The 19,506-nt window shown below is 71.2% G+C and carries 18 protein-coding genes; 4 read left to right on the top strand and 14 right to left on the bottom strand.

What is annotated here, in order from left to right; all coding sequences use genetic code 11:
• The coding region (locus JWQ92_RS14575; protein ID WP_297345187.1) for a substrate-binding domain-containing protein at nucleotides 1-660 on the bottom strand (660 nt) is incomplete at its 3' end.
• A 525-nt stretch (nucleotides 661-1,185) separates the two neighbouring features.
• On the opposite strand from JWQ92_RS14575, the gene JWQ92_RS14570 reads away from it, so the two are divergent.
• Entirely contained in the window at nucleotides 1,186-2,229 is a 1,044-nt protein-coding gene (locus tag JWQ92_RS14570) for a LacI family DNA-binding transcriptional regulator (protein ID WP_297345186.1), read from the top strand.
• A gap of 73 nt (nucleotides 2,230-2,302) precedes the next feature.
• Here JWQ92_RS14570 and JWQ92_RS14565 read toward each other — a convergent pair whose 3' ends face one another.
• From JWQ92_RS14565 to JWQ92_RS14535, 7 genes are all read right to left on the bottom strand, one after another.
• Complete coding sequence (locus JWQ92_RS14565) at nucleotides 2,303-3,382, bottom strand: Gfo/Idh/MocA family oxidoreductase (RefSeq protein ID WP_297345185.1); 1,080 nt, start codon at nucleotides 3,380-3,382, stop codon at nucleotides 2,303-2,305.
• A gap of 92 nt (nucleotides 3,383-3,474) precedes the next feature.
• The gene (locus JWQ92_RS14560) at nucleotides 3,475-4,353 is read right to left on the bottom strand and encodes a carbohydrate ABC transporter permease (protein WP_297345184.1); all 879 of its coding nucleotides are present in this window, start codon (nucleotides 4,351-4,353) and stop codon (nucleotides 3,475-3,477) included.
• Nucleotides 4,350-5,240 carry a carbohydrate ABC transporter permease gene (locus JWQ92_RS14555; protein WP_297345183.1) on the bottom strand — a complete coding sequence of 297 codons (891 nt, stop codon included), beginning with the start codon at nucleotides 5,238-5,240 and terminating at the stop codon, nucleotides 4,350-4,352. Before JWQ92_RS14555 ends, JWQ92_RS14560 begins: the two co-directional genes overlap by 4 nt.
• Nucleotides 5,241-5,326: 86 nt before the next feature.
• Nucleotides 5,327-6,595 carry a sugar ABC transporter substrate-binding protein gene (locus tag JWQ92_RS14550; RefSeq protein ID WP_297345182.1) on the bottom strand — a complete coding sequence of 423 codons (1,269 nt, stop codon included), beginning with the start codon at nucleotides 6,593-6,595 and terminating at the stop codon, nucleotides 5,327-5,329.
• Nucleotides 6,596-6,633: 38 nt separating this feature from the next.
• On the bottom strand, nucleotides 6,634-7,794 hold the full coding sequence (locus JWQ92_RS14545) for a Gfo/Idh/MocA family oxidoreductase (protein WP_297345181.1): 1,161 nt from the start codon (nucleotides 7,792-7,794) through the stop codon (nucleotides 6,634-6,636).
• Nucleotides 7,795-7,990: 196 nt separating this feature from the next.
• Entirely contained in the window at nucleotides 7,991-8,989 is a 999-nt protein-coding gene (locus JWQ92_RS14540; RefSeq protein ID WP_297345180.1) for a LacI family DNA-binding transcriptional regulator, read from the bottom strand.
• Between the two features lie 193 nt (nucleotides 8,990-9,182).
• Nucleotides 9,183-9,776 carry a hypothetical protein gene (locus JWQ92_RS14535; protein ID WP_297345179.1) on the bottom strand — a complete coding sequence of 198 codons (594 nt, stop codon included), beginning with the start codon at nucleotides 9,774-9,776 and terminating at the stop codon, nucleotides 9,183-9,185.
• Nucleotides 9,777-10,198: 422 nt separating this feature from the next.
• Between JWQ92_RS14535 and JWQ92_RS14530 the strand changes: the two genes are divergently transcribed.
• Nucleotides 10,199-10,960 (top strand): class I SAM-dependent methyltransferase, encoded by a 762-nt coding sequence (locus JWQ92_RS14530; RefSeq protein ID WP_297345178.1) that lies wholly within the window; start codon nucleotides 10,199-10,201, stop codon nucleotides 10,958-10,960.
• Here JWQ92_RS14530 and JWQ92_RS14525 read toward each other — a convergent pair.
• A complete protein-coding gene (locus JWQ92_RS14525; protein ID WP_297345177.1) occupies nucleotides 10,947-12,413 on the bottom strand; it encodes a glycosyltransferase in 1,467 nt (488 codons plus the stop codon). The two genes, JWQ92_RS14530 and JWQ92_RS14525, sit on opposite strands and share 14 nt — an antisense overlap.
• A gap of 183 nt (nucleotides 12,414-12,596) precedes the next feature.
• Between JWQ92_RS14525 and JWQ92_RS14520 the strand changes: the two genes are divergently transcribed.
• Both JWQ92_RS14520 and JWQ92_RS14515 read left to right on the top strand, forming a co-directional pair.
• Nucleotides 12,597-14,300 carry an AarF/UbiB family protein gene (locus JWQ92_RS14520; RefSeq protein WP_297345176.1) on the top strand — a complete coding sequence of 568 codons (1,704 nt, stop codon included), beginning with the start codon at nucleotides 12,597-12,599 and terminating at the stop codon, nucleotides 14,298-14,300.
• Between the two features lie 115 nt (nucleotides 14,301-14,415).
• A complete protein-coding gene (locus JWQ92_RS14515) occupies nucleotides 14,416-14,880 on the top strand; it encodes a phage tail protein (RefSeq protein WP_297345175.1) in 465 nt (154 codons plus the stop codon).
• Between the two features lie 78 nt (nucleotides 14,881-14,958).
• Here the strand turns inward: JWQ92_RS14515 and JWQ92_RS14510 are convergent, their stop codons facing one another.
• From JWQ92_RS14510 to JWQ92_RS14490, 5 genes are all read right to left on the bottom strand, one after another.
• Complete coding sequence (locus tag JWQ92_RS14510; RefSeq protein ID WP_297345174.1) at nucleotides 14,959-15,303, bottom strand: L-rhamnose mutarotase; 345 nt, start codon at nucleotides 15,301-15,303, stop codon at nucleotides 14,959-14,961.
• 42 nt (nucleotides 15,304-15,345) lie between these two features.
• A complete protein-coding gene (locus JWQ92_RS14505) occupies nucleotides 15,346-16,263 on the bottom strand; it encodes an NAD(P)-dependent oxidoreductase (protein ID WP_297345173.1) in 918 nt (305 codons plus the stop codon).
• 192 nt (nucleotides 16,264-16,455) lie between these two features.
• Nucleotides 16,456-17,715, bottom strand: a complete 1,260-nt coding sequence (locus tag JWQ92_RS14500; RefSeq protein WP_297345172.1) for an endo-1,4-beta-xylanase — start codon at nucleotides 17,713-17,715, stop codon at nucleotides 16,456-16,458.
• Nucleotides 17,712-19,055: an MFS transporter gene (locus JWQ92_RS14495; protein ID WP_297345171.1), complete on the bottom strand. Its 1,344-nt coding sequence runs from the start codon at nucleotides 19,053-19,055 to the stop codon at nucleotides 17,712-17,714. The genes JWQ92_RS14500 and JWQ92_RS14495 overlap by 4 nt, the downstream gene beginning before the upstream one ends.
• A gap of 63 nt (nucleotides 19,056-19,118) precedes the next feature.
• Complete coding sequence (locus JWQ92_RS14490) at nucleotides 19,119-19,481, bottom strand: tautomerase family protein (protein WP_297345170.1); 363 nt, start codon at nucleotides 19,479-19,481, stop codon at nucleotides 19,119-19,121.
• Between the last annotated feature and the right edge of the window lie 25 nt (nucleotides 19,482-19,506).

The following is a 19,506-nucleotide window of genomic DNA, read 5'->3' as shown; positions in this document are numbered from 1 at the left end:
GTCGGCCTGGTGGAAGATCACGCCGATCTTGCCCTGGCCGCCGAGGGCCTTCGCCATCTCGTAGGCGGACACGACGCCGTTGCCGTAGTTGTCTGCCGACACGTCCGCGACGTAGTCCTTGCCGGCGCTCATCCCGTTCGGCACGTTGTCCATGAAGACGAGCTTCGCGCCCGCGGCCGCGGCCGCCTTGTAGGCCGAGGCCGTCGCCACGGGATCGGTGGGGATCGACACCACGATGTCGGGCTTCTTCGTCATCACCGTCTGCAGCTGTGAGACCTGCAGGTCCGGCTTGAAGTTCGCGTCCGTGGTGGCGATGAGCTGGATCCCCAGCTGGGCGAACTCGCTCTTCAGGCCCGCGATCTGGGCGGTCGCCCAGTCGTTCCCGCCGTAGTGCATGACGATCGCGGCGGTCGCGTGCTTCGCCTTGACCGCGGCGATGTCATCGGCCGTCAGGTTCGCGGAGCTCGCCGGATCCGCCGTCTCGCCGTGCGGCCCCTTGCTGAGCACCGCGCCCGTCCCCATGGACGCCAGGGCGGCTTCCGCCTTCTTCACGTCCGCGTTGCTGGCACTGGTCGTGCCGGCCCCACTCGTCGAGCTGCAGCCCACCAGGCCGGCGAGCACGGCTCCCGTGGCCGCCATCAACGCAACAGCACGTCTCATCGACATTCTCCTTTGAACATGAAGGGCCGCCCATCGATCGATCGGCGGATGGCGGAACCGGGAGCGCCCGGTCGCAGCCGGAACCGTCCTCGACAGGACGGGGCACCGAGGACGGCCTCCTGATGCTGACGACTCATCGGCGGACTGTCCCCTCTACGCTGAGGTGCGGTTCACGTGCTCCGTGAACGTTCACGGTGTCCCATATCGTGAACGTTCACGACCGCCATGTCAAGCCCGGCTCCCCGCTCGTCGGAGCGACCGGGCCCTGGTGCGGAACGGGTCGCCCTCCGCCCTCCCGCAGCCGGACCTCCTCCCACCGATGCCCGCCTACTGACGTTCGAGGGCACCGCGCCCAGGACCGAGTGGGAATCGGTGGCGTGAGGGACCTCACCGCCCCTGGGAGGATGAAGGCGCGTGAACGGTTGCGCTCCACCCCGGAGAAGCCGGCGACGACAGCGGAACCGGGGAGGGTGCCGTCGCGCTCCTGGAGAACGTCTCGAGCAGGCTCAGGCGAGAGGAAGTCGATTGGCGAGCAGGCCGGCAGGTGCATCGGCGAGTCGGGCCGAGCGGAAACCCAGCATCACCGACGTCGCCCGCATCGCCGGGGTCTCCTACCAGACCGTCTCCCGAGTCATCAACAACGCGACCGACGTCAACGCGGAGACCCGGCAGCGGATCCTGCAGGTGATCGAGGACGTGGGCTACCGGCGGAACCGCGTGGCCACCGCCCTCGTCACGAACCGTTCGACCGCCGTCGGGATCGTCACCAGCGATTCGCCTCGGTTCGGTCCGATCGGGACCCTGGTCGCGCTGGAGAAGGAGGCGCGGCTGAAGGGATACGGCACCACGGTGGTGACCGTGGAAGAGCCGTACGAGGGCTCGGTGGAGACCGCGCTCGAGGCGCTGGAGGACGCCGGTGTCGCGGGCGTCATCGTCATCGCGCCGCTCCTGTCGATGGCCGCTCCTGTCTGGAACGCCAAGGTGCGGGTGCCCGTGGAGATGATCGCCGCCGGGGTGTCCTCCACACCTGATGTGGTGACCTATTCGGAGAACCAGGAGCTGGGCGCGCGGATGGCGACCAGGTATCTGATCGATCTGGGGCACACGGACATCGCGCACCTCGGCGGATCCTCGGAGTGGTTCGACGCACGATCGCGGAAGCGGGGCTGGGAGGCCGCGTTGCGGGACGCCGGCCTGTCCCCGGGGCTGTACCTCGAGGGGGACTGGAGTCCCCGATGGGCCTACGAGACCGGGCTGCGCCTGATCGATGAGGGCGCCCTCCCTGAAGCGATCTTCGCGGTCAGCGACCACACCGCCTTGGGGCTGATCCGGGCGGTGGCGGAGAAGGGACTTCGGGTTCCCGAAGACGTGAGCGTGGTCGGGTTCGACGACGTGGAGGGATCGGACTTCTTCCGGCCGCCGCTCACGACGGTGCGCCAGGACTTCGGTGCGCTCGCGCGCTCCAGCCTCGAGGTGCTCCTCGCGGCCATCGAGGGTCGCGAGGTCATCCCGTCTCCGAGCGCTCCCACGCTCGTCGTTCGAGACAGCGCTGCGCGCCGACGATCCTGACGGTGCTCGGCGGCCGGGTCCCGCGAGGTCCTCATGGCGGATCCCTGCCTCGCTCAGGACGCAGCGGCTGCGGTCAGGGCGACCCATCCGGGCCGCGCCGGTCCGAGGGGCAGCTCCAGGGGGCCGGAGGTCGGAGAGGGTCCAGTCGGGGAGCGGCAGACGGGTAGCGCCGGCCATCGCCGAGGCGTGCGACAGCAGGCCGGGGCAGGTGATGTTGGCAGCACGAACGGCGTCGGGGTAGGGCCGGACGGTGCCGAGCACGGCCGAGATCAGCGCGTCGACGAGGTGCGGGTGCGATCCCCCCGTGGCCGCCGCCCTGCACGAACGAGCGGTGGGTCTCGTCGCCCTCGCCGTAGACGCCGGCGCGGGTGAACCGCCGGATGGCCGGCGGGAGCCGATCGGCGAAGTCGGGGATCTCACTCTCCAGCGGCTGCTCTCCCAGGTGGATGCGGTGCGGTCCTCCCTCCACCTGCGCCCACTCGAACGAGCGGATGGACCCGTAGTCGTCGAAGCTCTCGCGGTACTGCCGGGCGACCGCCCAGAGATGCCGCGTCACCTCCGCCGCCACCTCGGAGCCGAGGAACCGGATGTGGGTGGACTCGATCGCGAACGGCGAGCCGTACGCGGCCGCCATCTCGGGGTGGATCGCGCCGTATCCGGTGCAGGCGACGGACTCGGCCTGATGACCGGCGAGGCCCAGGGTGGGGGCGATCGCGTGGGTGGCGTTGTGCATCGGCGGCATCCCCTCCCAGTAGGCGGGCCAGCCCGTCATGTCCTGGTGGTGCGAGGCGCGCAGGAACTGCAGGCGGCCGAGCTCCCCTCGGAGGTAGAGATCCTTCAGATGGAGGAACTCTCGGCTGTAGAGGCGGGTCTCCATCATCATGTAGACCCGCCCCGAACGCTGCTGGGCCTCCACGATCCGCCGGCAGTCCTCGACCGTCGTGGCCATCGGGATCGTGCAGCCCACGTGTTTGCCCGCGTTCAGCGCCGCGACGGTCTGATCGGCGTGCAGCTGCAGCGGTGTGTCGATGTGCACCACGTCGACCCCAGGATCGGCGAGCACGTCGTCGAAGTCCTGGTAGCGCGCCGCGAGGCCGAACCGGTCCCCCACGGCGTCGAGACGCGACCGGGTCCGCTGGCAGATCGCGTGCATGTGCGCATCGGATGGGCCTGGTGGATGGGGATGAACTCCGCCCCGAACTCGAGGCCGACCACGGCCACGTTCAGTGGGCGACCGGCCGCGGGTCACTCATTGGTGGCCCCGGCCATCACGCCGGAGATAAGGAAGCGCTGCGCGAAGAGGAAGACGAGGATGGACGGGACCGCGGCGATCACGGATGCCGCCATCAACTGGTTCCAGTCGATCCCGTACTGCCCCATGTACTTGTAGAGGCCGACGCTGATCGGCTGCAGGTTCTGGTCGGTCAGCAGGGTGTAGGAGAAGAGAAGGTCGCTCCAGCCGGTGACGAAGTTGAACGCGCAGACGGTCACGATCCCGGGGAGCGCCAGCGGCAGCACCACGCGGGTCATCGCCTGGAGCCTCGTGCAGCCGTCGACCGCGGCGGCCTGCTCCACCTCGACCGGGACGGCCGCGAAGTAGGGGCGCAGCATCAGCGCCGAGAACGGGACGGTCTTGGTCCCCAATGCGATGATGACGGCGACAGGCGAGTTCACGAGGCCGATCTGCGAGAACAGCACGAACAGCGGGAGCGCCATCATGATGCCCGGGAAGGTCTGCAGCACGAGCATGCCGAAGAGCACCGCCCTCGACCACCGGCTTCTCGATCGGGCGATGGCGTACGCGACCCCCGAACCCAGCACACCTCCGACGACCAGCGCGCCCACGCCGTACACGAGGCTGTTGAGCAGGTTGTGGGCGATCCCCGCGTCCTGCAGGACGTCCACGTACCCCTTCCAATAGGGGCTCGTGGGCCAGAGGGTCGTCGCGACCTGCAGCTCCGCGGGCCGGCGGATCGAGGTGACGAGCAGCCAGTAGACGGGGATCATCAGGAAGCCCGACGCGGCGAACGCTGCCGCCACGACCAGCCACCGGCCGCGGCTCACGCCGCGGCGCCGGCTCGGTGCCACCGGTCGCAGGGCGATGGTCTCGCTGATCGCGGTCATGCGCGGGCCTCGTCGCTCGTGGCCAGCCGGATGTACAGCGCCGACACGACTGCAAGGACGACGAGCATCAGCACCGTCACCGCGCTCGCCTCCCCGAGGTTGAAGTACTGGAATCCGAGCTGGTAGTCGAAGTAGGTGATGAGCGACGTCGCGTTCGCGGGCCCGCCGCCCGTGATGACGAGGATCAGCTCGAAGACGTTGAAGGTGAAGATCAGCTGCAGCGTGAGGAGGATCAGGATCGGGGCCTTCATGAGCGGCAGCACGATCTGGAAGAACCGCTGAACCGCGCTCGCGCCGTCGATGCGGGCGGCCTCCAGCACCGGCACCGGGATCGTCTGCAGGGCCGTGAGCAGGTTGCTCATCGCGAACGGGAACCCGAGCCAGATGTTGGCGATGATGATCGTGATCATCGCGGGGGTGGCCTGCTGCAGCCAGCCGACCTGCCACTGCGGATTGACTGCCGCGATCACGGTGTTGACCAGACCCGAGCTCTGGAACATCCATTTGAACGTGGCCCCGATGACCACGATCGGCAGCACCCAGGGCAGCATCAGCAGCCCGCGCAGCAGCCCACGACCACGGAACGACGTGTTGAGCAGCAGCGCGAGCACGAATCCGAGGACGAACTGCACCGCGACGCAGCTCACGGTGAAGACCACGGCGAGCCAGGTGGAGTGCGCCAGCAACGGGTCCTTGAACGCGTCCGCGAAGTTGTCGACCCCGACGAACGCCATGTCGCCGGTCAGCAGGCCACTGATCGTGACATGCCGGAAGCTGTACACCACCGTCGTCGCGAGCGGGTACACCGCGAACGCGAGCAGGAACCCGCACGCCGGCACGGCCAGCACGGCCGGCCCTCTCCAGAACTTGGCGAGCTGCTTGGTCATCTTCCTCGACTCCCTCGTGTCGGACGCCTGAGAGGGACCGGGCCGGGAGGGCGGCGAACGCCGCCTCCCGGCCCGGTCCCGTCAGATCACTTCTTGGCCAACAGCGGGTCGACGACGGAGGCCGCCTGGGCGAGCGCCGCCTTGGGCGTCTGCTGTCCGCTCAGCACCGACTGGTACGCCGTCATCAGCGCGTCGGCCATCTGCGGGTAGTTCGGCCCGTACACACGGGCCTTCGCGACCTTGAGCTGGTCGAGCATCGTCGGCATCGGCGCGGACTGGTAGAAGGGCGCGATCGCCGCCACGTCCTTGCGAGCGGGAAGCTGGCCCGACTCCTTCAGGTACGCGAGCGACGGCTTGGGCGCGACGGCGGAGGTGATCAGCTTCCAGGCCTCGTCCTGATGCTTGGAGCTGGAGGAGATGGCCCAGTTCTCGCCGCCCAGGTTGGACGCCTGGCCGGCCGGCCCGGCCGGCAGCAGGGCGACGGCCAGCTCGTCCTTCATGTTCTGCTTCAGCCAGGGGTAGTCCCAGGTGCCGCCGAACGCGATCGCCGACTTGCCGTTCACCAGCTGCGTCACGCCGGCCCGCAGGTCCCAGGTGAGGGCATCCTTGGACAGCGAGCCGTCCTGCTGGAGCGACTGCAGGTAGGTCATCGCCTGCAGCGCCTTGGGCGAGTTCAGGGAGTCGAGGTCTGCGCCCGCCTGCCAGAGCAGCGACTCGAACACGAAGACCGCGTTCTCGCTCTTCGTCATGGACGTCGAGAAGCCGTAGCGGCTCGGGGTGGTCAGCTGCTTCGCGTCGGTCCGCAGCTCGTCCCAGGTGGTCGGCGCCTTGAGCCCGGCCTTGTCGAGCACCGTCTTGTCGTAGTACATGATCAGGTCGTTGCTCTCGTTGGGAACGCCGTAGACCTTCCCCTTCCACGTCGCCGACTGCGCCGGTCCGGAGAAGTAGTTCTTCCACTGCCCCCATGAGGAGACGCGGTCCGAGAGGTCGGTGAGCACTCCCTGATCGGCGAGCGCCGAGTTCCACGGGTTGTCGACCATCACGATGTCCGGCAGCGAGTGCGCGGCCGCGGCCTGCTGCACCTTGCTGAGGAACTGGTCGTAGGCGATGGAGACCCGCTTCACCTTCACGCCGGTCTTCGCGGTGAAGTCGGACAGCCGCTTCAGGTACTCCTTCGGGGCCGGGTTCTGCTGGTAGTCCCAGAGCACCAGGGTGTCGCCGCGGTGGATCCCGGAGCCGGTCGAGCCGCCGGATCCGGACTGGCCGGAGCAGGCCCCGAGGCCGACCGTGACGAGGACGGCGGCCGCGACGGCCGCCACCCTCCGGAAGACGGATCGCTGTGGTTTGAGCGTCATTGCGCAGACTCTTTCTTCGTGGTGAGGGGTGGGAGGGGTCAGTTCGCGGGTTGCAGGTCGAAGCGCGGCACCTCGACGGCCTCGCCGTCGCTCATCGCGGACTGATGCGCGGCGAGTCCCGCCGCGGTCCAGTTCGCCGCGGTGGCGGCGTCGATGCGGGACGGCCGGCCCTCGGTCACGGCGCTGACGAACTCGTGCACGAGGTGGGGATGCGATCCGCTGTGGCCGCCGCCCTGGACGAACGAGAGGTGATCGCCCGACTCGTAGACGAACGAGCGGGTGAACTTGCGGATCGGCTCCGGCAGGAGATCGGCGCGATCGGGAACCTCGATCCGTCGTGCCTCGATCGGTCGGCCCCTCCCGGCCGCCAGCGGCGCCATCTCGAACAGGAGCGGGCGCTCCTCCTCGAGCTGCGGCCACTCGAAGCCCAGTCGATCGCCGTAGAGGCAGAAGCTCTCGGTGTAGGAGCGCGCCATCTCGAACATCGATCGAGTGACCTCGACGGCGATGTCGACGTCGTGCAGCTGGAAGATGGAGGTCTCGACCGGGTAGGGGTTGCCGTAGACCCGCCGCTTGTCCTCGGGGAGGCGTCCCGACCCGAAGGAGTGCACCGACCTCGCGGTCGCACCGGTGAGCGCGAGAACGGGCGCGAGCGCATGGGTGATGTGCGCGAGCGGCGGGAACCCCTGCCAGTAGCCGGGCCACCCCTCCATGTCCTGGAGGTGCGCTGCCCTGGCGAAGGCGAGCCGGCCGAACGCCCCCGAGTTCACGAGGTCCTGCACGTAGAGGAACTCGCGGGTGTAGACCGCGGTCTCCATCATCATGTAGGTGAGCCCGGTGGCACGCTCGAGCTCCACGATGCGCCGCAGCACCTCGGTGTCGAGCGCGGCCGGGATGGTGCAGGCGACGTGCTTGCCCGCTTCCAGCGCGGCGATGGTCTGCTCCCCGTGGAGCGTGACCGGCGTGACGAGATGCACCGCATCGACGTCGCTCGAGGCCAGCACCTCCTCCAGGCCGGACATCCGTCGCTCGACGCCGAACCGGTCGCCGACCGTCGCCAGCTGGTCCTCGTCGAGGTCCGCGACGACCACCTGGCCCACGTCGGGGTGCGCCTGGTAGATCGGCACGAACTCCGCCCCGAACTGCAGCCCGACCACGGCGACCCGAAGGCCGCCACTCTTCTTCGCGTCGCCGCCCATGTGTCCCCTTTTAGGAAATCCGTTTCCGTATCGGAAACAAGTCGACCTTAGAGGGCAGCGATCGCACGCGTCAACTTGCGCGCCGAGGCGCGGGGGAAGTCGTCACGGGTGCCGGGCAGGCGCGACCGCAGAGGTCGGTCATGGCCGCTGCGAGGGCGGGGTCACCGCCTCGGCGAGCCGGGGAGACCGGCCGCGCTCAGGCGCTGGATGCGCGGATGGCGAGCTCGCACGGCACGAGCTCCAGCCCCGGCGACCGCTGCCCGCTGATGGCTTCGAGCAGCCGGACCGCCGCGACCTGGCCCACTCGGGTGAGGTTCATGCCGACGCTCGTCAACTGGGGCCGGGCGGCCAGCGTCATGACGTCCCAGTCGTCGAAGCCGACGACGGCGATGTCCTGCGGGACGCGGACGCCCTGCGCCGACAACTCGTCGAGGAGGCCGCGTGCGATCTGATCGCTCGCGCAGAACACGGCGTCGAGGTCGTCCCCTCGAGCGGTGAGGATCCGGGCGGCGCGACGGCCGGCCTCCTCCTCCCACGGCACGAACAGCGGCGCGGTGGCAGGGGTGAGCCCGGAAGCGGCCAGGGCCTCGACGAACCCCTGCATGCGGAGATGTGACGCCAGGTAGGAGTCCGGGCCGCCCACATAGGCGATGCGGCGCCTGCCCACCTCCAGCAGGTGCTCGCCTGCGAGCCGGCCGCCTTGCACGTCGTCGGGGACGACGGACACGTCGGCCGCGTCCTCCGACGGGGAGTAGGCGTAGACGACGGGGACCGGAACTTCGGCGCTGATCGAGCTTCGCGGGTCGCTGCGGTGGGACGTCACGATGAACCCGTCGACGTTCCGCGCCACGAGCGTGCGGATCCAGTGCTGCTCCCGAACCGAGTCCCCGCGGGCGTCGCAGAACAGGATCGCCATCTGGCCGGTCGCGAGCGAGTCCTCCGCACCCTGCATGACGGGGACGCTGAATCGGCCGGGCGCGTCCGAGGTGATGAGCCCGACGGTGTACGACCGCCCGGAGAGCAGGGTCCTCGCCTGCTGGTTCGGGAAGTAGTGCAGGAACTCGGCGGCGGCCAGGACCCGCTGCCGGGTCTCGAGCCGGAGTGAGCCCGTGCCGGCGAGGGCCTTCGACGCGGTCCCGACGGTCACCCCGGCGCGGGCGGCCACATCCGTCAGCCGCACCTGCTTGCGCTCCATCAGCCACATCCTCGCGCCGCACGGTCACCGTCACATGAACGGGAGCTCCTTCTCGGAGGCCCCGGGACCATTCTCCCCCTCCAACGCTATTAGGAAACTCTCGGAAACCTCAAGCACTCTAGTCGGCCGTTCGCCCGCACCCGCCCGCCGACACCGGGGGTGCCCGCCACGTCTGCCATGACAGCGATGGATCTCACCCGTTCCCCGAGCCCGGGTCCGCGAACCGGAGCGTCTCGGCGACGGCGGACGGTGAGGTCAGGGTCCCCGGGGCCTTCTCGACGTCATCCACCTCGATCGCCAGCACGCCCTGCTTCCAGGCCAGCAGGTGGAGGCGCATCGTGAGATCGGCGATGAGCCCGTGGTCCAGCGACGAGGCGCCCTCCCCCGTCAGGATCGGCCGGTAGCGCACCGGGTCGCCGCTCTCGTCGTCGGTGCACCGCGCCAGCGCGGCACGCGGCTTGACGGAGAGGTCGATGCGAAGACCGCGTAGACCGCCGACCGAGACGGGCACCGGCGAGGTGGCACTCACATCCTTCTGCCGCCCCAGCCACGCAGCGAAGGCGTTCGGCGTGTCCGCCACCTCGACGACCGACTCGGTCGCACAGCTCGGCAGCGCCGTGAACCGTGCCGGCGCGATCGAGGCGTAGACGCCGATGAAGTCGGACGTCCCGGCGTTGACATCGGGCAGCGTGTTCCCCGGGGGCAGGAGCAGGACGTTGCCCTGCAGATCCTCCTCGTCGATCCACCCCGCTTCGGGGACGACGTAGGTGATCGCCGGCGCGAACACCGAGGTGGTGCAGCTCCTGCCCGCCTGCAGCGGGCCGACGCACGTTCCTCCATCCGGATTCGGGCAGCCGGCGGGCACGGACGCGGGCGCCGCCGAGGACGCGGCCGCCGAGGGACGACCGGGTGAGGACGACGAGCACCCGGCCATCGCGACGACCCCTAGCACGGTCGTGACCGGGACCGCGAGCGACCGGCCGCGGGCGCGTCGTCCACTCGTCGCCCCTTGCCGATCAGCGCGCATCATCACCGTCCCGGCTGCGCCCGATCGCCTGCAGCATCTCTCCCCCCGTCGGGGCCGGCATCTGGCGCGCCCGATGATCTCGGCTCCAGCGGCACGCGTCAACGGTCCGAGGTCCATGGGGTCGAGGGGCCACGACGGAGATCACCCGTTCGGAGATCTCGAGGGACCGTTACCGTTGGCCCGTGCACTACTACGCGTTCCTCGCCGAGCTGCACCGACGCCTCGCGCCCCGCGCCTACCTGGAGATCGGTGTCCGACTGGGCGGCAGCCTGGCCCAGGCCCGCTGCAGAGCCGTCGGCATCGATCCGGCGTTCAGCATCACCGCCGAGCTCGACGGCGACGTCGCGCTGTTTCGGACCACGAGCGACGAGTACTTCGCACGGCCCGACCCCCTGGCGGCCACGAACGGCACACCGTTCGACCTCACGTTCATCGACGGGCTGCACCTGTTCGAGTTCGCGCTCCGCGACTTCATGCACGCCGAGCGACACAGCTCCCCGCGCGGCGTGATCGTGTTCGACGACATGCTGCCCCGCAGCATCGACGAGGCGGCGCGAGAACGGCACACCGACGGATGGACGGGTGACGTCTACGGCATGGTCGAGGTGCTGGCCCGCTTCCGGCCGGACCTCGTCGTGGTGCCGGTCGGCACGCGGCCCACCGGGCTGCTGCTCGTGACGGCGCTCGATCCGACCGACACCACCCTGACCGATTCCTTCGACGCCATCCTGGCCGAGTTCCGCCGGGTCGACCCGCAACCCGTGCCGCCGCACCTCCTGGACCGGTTGACCGTGATGCCGCCCCAGCGACTGCTGGACAGCGGTGTGCTCGAGGTCATCGCCGGCGCTGAACGAGCCGGCACCGACACGCAGCGCGCGATCGCGGAGTCCGTGCGGCAGGACCTCGGCGCCGGGTTCGCGCCCGCGGCCGTCAGCGGCCGATGAGCAGCCGATAGGTGCGCCGGACGACCGGCACACGGACGAGCAGCCGCAGCGCGGGGTCGAGCGCCCCCGGCACCCGACGCCGCAGCCGCTGAGCCAGCGGCACGTCGGCGCCCGTGGCAGGCGGGGGCGTCGGCGCCTTCGGCGGGACGGCCTCCAGCGCCACGGCGCCGGCACCGTCGACCCGGAGCTGAAGCCCGGTCGGCACCGGCTTGCCTCCCCCCGCGACGACCGAGATCACGCGGACGCCCGCCAGTGAGCTCACGTACGACTCGAGCCGCGCCCGACCGTCGCGGCACACGAGGCGCGCCGGCAGGCGGAACTTGTCGAGCAGCAGCCGGGCGTCGAGCACCGCGTCGCCGTGGACGTGCACATCGGGGTGCTCCAGCGTCACGAGGATCCCGCGCGCCGACTCCACGATCGACGTCTCCGACGGCTCCACCCGGCCGATCACACTGGTACGGGTCGCGCCCGCATCGAGTTGCGCGAACCCTCCGTCCGAGCCGAGGACGTGGGGGCGTCCTTCGACGACGGCCGAGCAGGGCGGGCCGGCGGGCAGCGGCCGAGTGATCTCGCCGCCCGGGAGCGCGAGCCGCAGCCGCAGGTCCCACGGGCCGTCGTCGAGGGGACGTCCTCCGCCGGCGGTCGCGGGGTCGAGGAGGCAGCGCGCCACGTCACCGGTGCCGTCCCCGTCGTCCGGGCCGACCTCCGCCGGCAGCGCGACCTCCGTCAGTCCCTGCGTCAGGACCAGCCAGGCGCGGAGCCCGGACGGCCGGGGCTCCGGGACACGGATCCCGACGGTGAGCCGCAGCAGCCCATCGCTCCACCGGAAGCGTGCGGCGTCGATCGACACGTCCGCGGGCGACCCGACCTCACCCCCGTCGCGGGTGGCGCAGGCGTACCGCCCCACGGCGCTCACGACGCTGGACGCCATCACCAGGCTCGCGGGATGGAGGAGGTCGAGGCCCGGTTCGTGGCGCAGGCGCGGCGACGAGCGCTGGAACAGCCCGAGGCAGCCGGTGAGGTCGACCGGGGTGGGATCGACCCGATCGGCGTCATCCGGCACCGCGGTCGAGCCGGAGACGGCGCCGTCGGCGACACGGCCGACCACGAGGTCCGCACCGGTGCTCCGAGCCCGGTCCAGCAGCAGCTCGAGCGCGAGGGGCGCCAGCCGCCAGTCCTGCCCCAGGGCGATCGCGTACTCCCCCGTGGCCCGGCCGAGCGCCGTCTCGAGCCGGTCCGCATCCGACCGGTCAGCGCCGGCCGTCAGCACCGTCACGTTCACGCGCCGATCGGCCAGCTGCCGCAGCCGGTCCGCGCTCCCGTCGTCGGACGCGTCGACGATCACCACCTCGAAGGCGCCGGCGGTGAGGGACTGCCCGTCGAGGGAGTGGACGAGCCCTGCAAGGGCAGAGCCTGGATTTCTCGAAGCGATGAGCACGCTGACGTCGGTCATGAGGATTCGCACGCTAGTACGGGGACGCCCTCCGCGTCGAAGGGTCGCCTCGATCCGTCCTCGCAGAGCGGCGTCCCTCGCGACATGCGCGGGCGGCGCAGGGTGCGCCGTCCCACGGGCGATACTCGAGCTTCACCCGCCGAGAGCCGGCGTCCCGCGCGCACACGGAATCGAGGCGGACCGATGGCGTACGACCGGCGTGGGCGTGCCCGGTACCGGCGCATCCTGCGGTTCGCGATGCGGTATCTCGCCGAGAACTGGTGGTTCGAGCTCTTTCTGCCGCGCGTCGGTCTCGCCGCGCTCGGCGCACGGGGGCGTACCCGGCGGTGGCGCCGGATGGCGCGCAACTTCTACGGGCTCGCCACCGAGCTCGGCGGGCTCATGATCAAGGTGGGCCAGTTCCTCTCCACGCGGCTCGATGTGCTGCCGCCCGAGGTCACGCGAGAGCTCGAGGGCCTCCAGGACGAGGTGCCGCAGGAGGACTTCGCCGCGATCCGCGCCCTCGCCGAGTCCGAGCTCGGTGCGCCGCTCGACCAGGCGTACAGCGCCTTCGACCCCACCCCGATCGCCGCCGCGTCGCTCGGTCAGGCGCACCGGGCGCGCCTGACGCCGGAGGCCGCCGCGGACGCGGGCTTCAGCGACGTCGTCGTGAAGGTGCAGCGCCCGGACATCGGGATGATCGTCGACGTCGACCTCGCCGCCCTCCGCCGTGTGGCCGGCTGGCTGAACCGAGTGCAGCTCGTCTCCAGACGGGTCAACCCGCCGGCCCTCGCGGAGGAGTTCGCCGCGACGAGTCTCGAGGAGATCGACTACCTGCACGAGGCGCAGAACGCGGAGCGGTTCGCGCAGCAGTTCGAGGAGAACCCGGGTGTCCGCGTGCCGGGCATCGCCTGGGACCACACGACGCGACGGGTGCTGACGCTGCAGGACGTCGGCGCGATCAAGGTGAACGACCTCGGGGCGATGCGAGCCGCGGGGATCGACCCGTCCGCGGTGGCCGACCGGTTCGTGACGGTGATGTTCGACCAGCTGTTCATCGGCGGCTTCTTCCACGCGGACGCGCATCCCGGCAACCTCTTCGTGACGCCGCTCGCCGAAGGGGCGCCGGGATCCGCCGACGATCGGGCACCCTGGGCGCTGACGTTCGTCGACTTCGGGATGATGGGCGAGGTCCCCGACGGGCTGCGCGGGAAGCTGCGCCAGTTCCTGATCGCGGTCGCTGCGCGAGACGGCCGTCGCCTGGTGTCGACCATGCGGGATCTCGGGCTCCTGCTGCCGGGCGCCGACACGCGGGAGCTCGAGCGCACCATGTCGGCGATCTTCGATCGCTTCGCCGGCGTCGCGATCACGTCGCTGCAGACCGTGGACCCGGCCGAGCTCCGTCGGTTCGCGGACGAGTTCGGTGAGGCGCTCCGCGTGCTGCCGTTCCAGCTGCCGGAGAACTTCCTGCTCATCATCCGCGCGGTGTCGCTCACCTCGGGGCTCAGCAGCACGCTCGACCCGGACTTCAACATCTGGGACGCCGTCGAGCCGTACGCGGAGCAGCTGCTCCGCGATGAGCGCGGCGGTCTCGTGGGATCCGCCGCCCGGGAGGCGGTCTCGATCGCCGAGCTCGCGGTGCGGCTCCCCCGTCGCCTGACGGATCTGGCCACGCGACTCGAGGACGGGGAGATCGCCGTCGAGACGCCGGGGCTGAATCGGCGCATCCGCGCGATCGAACGGATCGCGGGACGCTTCGTCTCGGCGATCCTCTTCGCGACGCTCCTCATCGGCGGCGTGCTGGCGCGGCCCACCGACCTCGTCCTGGGCACGGTGCTGATGGCGGGGTCGGCGCTCCCCCTCCTGCACGCCGTGCTCGCCGGGGTGCTGGCCCGCACGCGGCCCTGACCGCGGTCGCCCGGTCCGAGGGGCGGAACGCCCCGAGGTGGCCGAGTCGGTACGCTCCGAGCACCTGTTCCGCCCGCGGGAGCGCCCGCTCCTCGACCCATCCGGAGGCCATCACATGTCCTACGTCGTCGACTTCACCGACGTCTCGACGACCGGCCTCGAGTCGTCCCCGGTCGCGCCCGCGCTCGCGGGCCTCCGCGCGAACGAAGCCCGGTACTTCAAGAACAAGTACGACCACACCTTCACGGTCGAGCCGGCCGAGGAGGCCGCCGCGGTCATCGACTGGGTGCACGGCATCCTGAAGGACGAGCGGGACCTCGTCATCGCGTCGCGCCCGCTCGAAGCGACGGCGTTCGAGGTCGAGGGCACCAGGATCGCGTACGTCTTCTACGAGAGCGGCCTCTCGATCAACGTCATGTACACGATCACGGACGCGGGGAAGCGGGCGGTGGGTTTCAAGCTCTCCGACGGCATGGAGGTGCCGGAGGAGCTCGCGTCGCGGTTCAAGTTCGCCCGTCAGCGGTCGAAGCTGGCCGGCACGATCCGCGGGTCGTACTTCGTCATCAAGCACGAGCACTGACGTCGGCGACGCCGATCGCGGTCCGGCGATCCGCGTGACCGCACCGCCGATCGGCGGCAGGGGCTGTCGCGGAGGGACTCAGTCCGCGAGCGCGGCGAGCTGCTCCTCGAGGTGGAAGACCTCCGCGAGTCGCCGAGCGCCCTGATCCGGCCGGGCGCCCGGCAGCGTCTCGAAGAACCCGGCGGCCTCCGCCTCCCAGGCCGCCGTGTCCGGATCCGCCGCGAGCGCCCGCGCCGAGGCGTCGTCGTCGTCCGTCTCGTAGTAGCCGATCAGCAGGCCGTCCTCCCGCAGGAACAGCGAGTAGTTGCGTCGGCCGGCGCGCTCGATCGCGCGAAGCATCGACGGCCACACCGCCCGGTGCCGCGCCACGTACTCGTCGATCCGCTCCGGTTTCAGCTGGAGCTGGAAGCAGACCCGTTCCACGCGTCCATTGTCGTCGTCCGCACGGCTCGCCTCCACGGCTCGTCAGAGCCGCCGTTCGGGTGCCAGCACCCGGATGACGGCCGAGTCGTCCTCAGCGCCGAGCCCCTGCGCCTGACCGAGCAGGAAGAGCTGCTCGGCCGCGGCGGCGACCGGTGACGGCACCCCGAGCCGCCTGGTCGCGTCGCCGACGATCCCGAGGTCCTTGACGAAGATGTCGAGCCGGCTGAGCACCTCGGCGCCGCCCTCGTCGTACGCCTCGAGCATCCGCGGCCCCCGGTTCCCGAGCATGAAGGATCCCGCCGCCCCTGCCTGCAGCGCCTCGAGCGTGGCGGGGCCGTCCAGGCCCAGCGCGGCCGCCAGGGCGAGCGCCTCCGCCGCCGCAGCGATGTGCACGCCGCAGAGCAGCTGGTTCACGGTCTTCACGGCCTGGCCGTCACCGGGGCGGCGGCCCACCACCGTGACGGTGGAGCCCAACGCATCGAGAACGGGCCGCGCTCCGGCCACGTCGGAGGGGTCGCCCCCGACGAGGATCAGCAGGTCGCCCTGCGCCGCCCTGAGAGGGCCGCCCGAGAGCGGGGCGTCGACGAGGGCGACCCCCGTGCCGGCCAGCCGGTCGGCGACGGCGCGCACGGCCTCGACCCCGACGGTGCTCGTGAGCAGCACGACCGCGCCGGCGGGCATCACCGCGACGACACCTTCGCCCCCCAGCAGGGCCTGCTCCAGCTGCTCGCCGTTGCGCACGGCGACGAGTACGACGTCCGCCGCCGATGCCGCCTCGCGGGCCGTCCGGCAGTCGGCGGCTCCGTCAACGGCCGCGAGCGCCCGTCGGGCCGGATCGATGTCGAACCCGCGCACCGCGAAGTCCTGCGAGAGTCGGCGGGCCATCGGCAGGCCCATCGCGCCGAGCCCCAGCACGGCCACCGTGAGGCGGCGGTTCTGATCCACGGACTGGTCGGGCATCGGGCACTCCTCGATCGGTGGGCGAAGCGGCCCTGCACGGGCCGGACCCAGCGAAGCAGACCGGACGACCACCGAGGGTCGGATCCGACGATCGGCGGCGCAGTTCGGGACGCTCGCGTCGGGGTGGAGCGTCCCGAACCGCGCCGCGAAGGGCAGCCATCCCCCCATCCGAGTACGCCGCCGGCGCTCCGGTCAGGGCAGCCGCACGGCCGTCGTGGCCGTCCGGGTCCGGTCGACCTCGAACGACGCCGTCGCTCCGCCGGCAGTGACCTCGTACGAACCGAGCGGGCCCCGCACGGTCAGGCGGCCGGATCCGTCGGTGCGCAGCCGTGCCGGGGCGAGCCGCCACTCGTCGTTCACGAGCCGGTCGAGCACGTCGTATGACGGCTTGCGGCTGCCGTCGGCCCGCACGAAGCCGACCGGTGCGCCGAGCCACGCCCCGGCGTCCGTGAAGCCCCAGTAGGTGATCGACTCGACCGCCGGATGCCCGAAGAGGGAGCGGTAGTGCCGCTCGACCTCGTCGGCCTGGCGCGCCTCACCCTCCGGCGTCGACGGCCACTCGGGGATCCGGTAGTCGTTGAGGTCCCCGATCTCGGGCGGCATGAGGTGGCCGGACACGAGCGTGGTCTCGGTCATCTGGATCGGCAGCCCGAAGCGCGCGAAGCGGTCGACGACGGCGAGCACCGCCTCCTCGCCGCGGTACCCCTGGTGCATGTGGGTCTGCAGCCCGATCGCGTCGACGCGGATCCCCGCCTCGAGCACCTCCTCGATCAGCCGCTCGTACGCGGGCGACAGGTCGAAGTCGTTGACGGCGAGCCGGACCCGCGGGTTGCCGGCCCGGGCCTCCTCGACGGCGAGGCGCACCATGCCGACGCGGCCTCTCGCCGCCGCGAGCGGCGTGACGGCGTTGTCGCCGTTCGCGAAGACCGGCATGATCACCGCCTCGTTGATGGCGTCCCAGAGGTCGATGGTTCCTGCGAACGCGGCGGTCAGCTCCCGGACCCTCGACCGGAGGAGCGTCTCCACCTCGTCGAGCGGGAGACCGAGCAGCCAGTCGGGCTGCACGGTGTGCCAGACGAGCGGATGCCCCTTGACCGTCACGCCGGCGTCGTGCAGCCACCGCGCGGTCCGCTCGAGCCGGCTCCGGTCGGGCCGTCCCCGCCGCGGCTCGTAGCGGCCCCAGTAGAACGGGAGCGTGGCGAGGTTGAAGAGCCGCAGCCACTCGTCGGCGTACCGCGCCGGGTCGAGCGCGGCGCTGCCGCCGAACGCCTCGACCGCCTCCGCCCCCTCGGGGTCGTCGCCGCCGATCATCCGCACGAAGTCGAAGCCGATGTTGCCGAAGCCGAACGCGTGCCGCCGCTGCTCCACCGTCACCTCGGTGTCGGCGAGCGGGGCGCCGTCGGCGCTCAGCACGGTGACGACCGCCTCGCCGAGCCGGTGCTCCGGGATCATCGCCCGCTCCCCCGCCCGGTTCGGGGATCCGGTCCACGGGCCGGGATGTGATGCATGCGACTCCTGTCGTCGTCGGCGGATCGTCGGATGTCCCCCGCGTCGCGGGGAACGGGGGGTTCGCCGACCGTCCGTCCCAGGAGCGCAGGCGCGCCGCGTCGTCCGCTCCAGGCGAGCCCGGCCAGGGGCAGCAGGGCGAGCGCGGTGAGCACCGAGCCGACGATCGGAGGCCCCTGCAGGCCGAGCGCGCCGGACAGGGCCACCCCACCGAGCGCCGATCCGAGGGCGATCCCGAGGTTGAAGGCCGAGGTGCTGAGCGCGACGGCGAGCGTCTTCCCGCCGTCCGTGGCCCGGACGACGAGTGCCACCAGCACGGGGTTGACGATCAGTCCTGCGGCACCGAGGACGACCAGCAGCGCGATCGTGAGCGGGCCGTCGTCGCCCCACAGCGCCATCGCGACCTGCACCGCGACCAGCACGCCCACGGCGGCGACGAGCACGAGGAGCGGCCGGTGGTCCCCCCAGCGGCCGGCGAGCACCACCCCCGCGAGGGAACCCAGCCCGTACGCGAGCAGCCCCAGCGGGACGGCGGCGCTCGGCAGGTGGGCGCGTTCGATCAGCAGCGGCGCGACGTAGCTGTAGGTCGCGAGCAGCCCACCGGGGATGAGCGCGGTCGCGGCGTAGATCAGCCACATCGACGGCCGCTTCAGCACCGCCGTCTCCGACCGGACCGCGGATCGGATGTCCGTGCGCGCGGGAGGATCGCCAGGAACCTGCCTGACGACGAGCGCCGTCGCGGCGAGCGCGAGCACGGCGAGCACCAGGAACGGGCCGGGCCAGCCCAGCGCCAGCCCCAGCACCGTCCCGAGGGGCGCTCCGACCACGTTCGCGAGGGTGAAGCCGCTCACCATGACCGACAGGGCTCGCGCGCTGCTGCCGGCCCCGACCGCGGCCGTCGCGACGACGGCACCGACGGCCCAGAACGTCCCGTTCGCGGCAGCGGCGACGAACCGCGCGACGAGGGTGAGCGGGAAGACGACGCTGACCGCGATGACGATCTGCGCCGCGGCGAACGCGAGGAGCGCGGCGATCAGGGCCGTTCGGCGGGACATCCGCAGCGTCGCCAGCGACATCACCGGCGCGCCGAGCATCATGCCGACTGCGAAGACGGTGACGAGGAGCCCGGCGTCCGCCGTCGGGACGGAGAACGTCGCGGCGAACTGGGGCAGGAGCCCGACGACGATCAGCTCGCTCGTCCCCATGAGGAAGGCCACGGCCCCGAGCACCCAGACGACGAGCGGCAGGCGCCGACGGGCCCCGGGACTGGTGGCGCCCCCGATCATGTCAGCCGCATGCCCGCCCCGCCGTCGCGGTCTGTGCACCCGCCCCCGGACGGGCGGACCACATCACCTCGGCGACTCGGCGGCGTACCAGGCCGCGCCGTGCACCTCGAGGATGACGCACAGCACGTTGTCCCGCTTCACCCCCAGCGCCGCGATCTCGTCCGAGATCGCGGCCATCGCCGCCTGCTTCTGCTCGTCGGTGAACCCGACCTGAGCGACGAGCTCGACGAAGATGATGTCATCGCGCTCCTGGTTCGGGAACGTCGGCGAGTAGACCAGCTCGCCCTCGTCGTGCAGCCGGAAGATCTGGAACAGGTCGTCCTCCGGCATGTCGAAGCCGCGCACCATCCCGGCCAGCACCGCTCTGCTGAACTCCTTGAGGCGCGGCTGGTAGACGCGGTGCAGATCGATCCGGGCGTGCGGCATTCGTTCCTTCTTTCGGGGTGATTCT

This window comes from Amnibacterium sp., from assembly GCF_025463795.1.
Classification (GTDB): domain Bacteria; phylum Actinomycetota; class Actinomycetes; order Actinomycetales; family Microbacteriaceae; genus Amnibacterium.
This window is presented reverse-complemented; position numbering and strand designations above follow the sequence as displayed.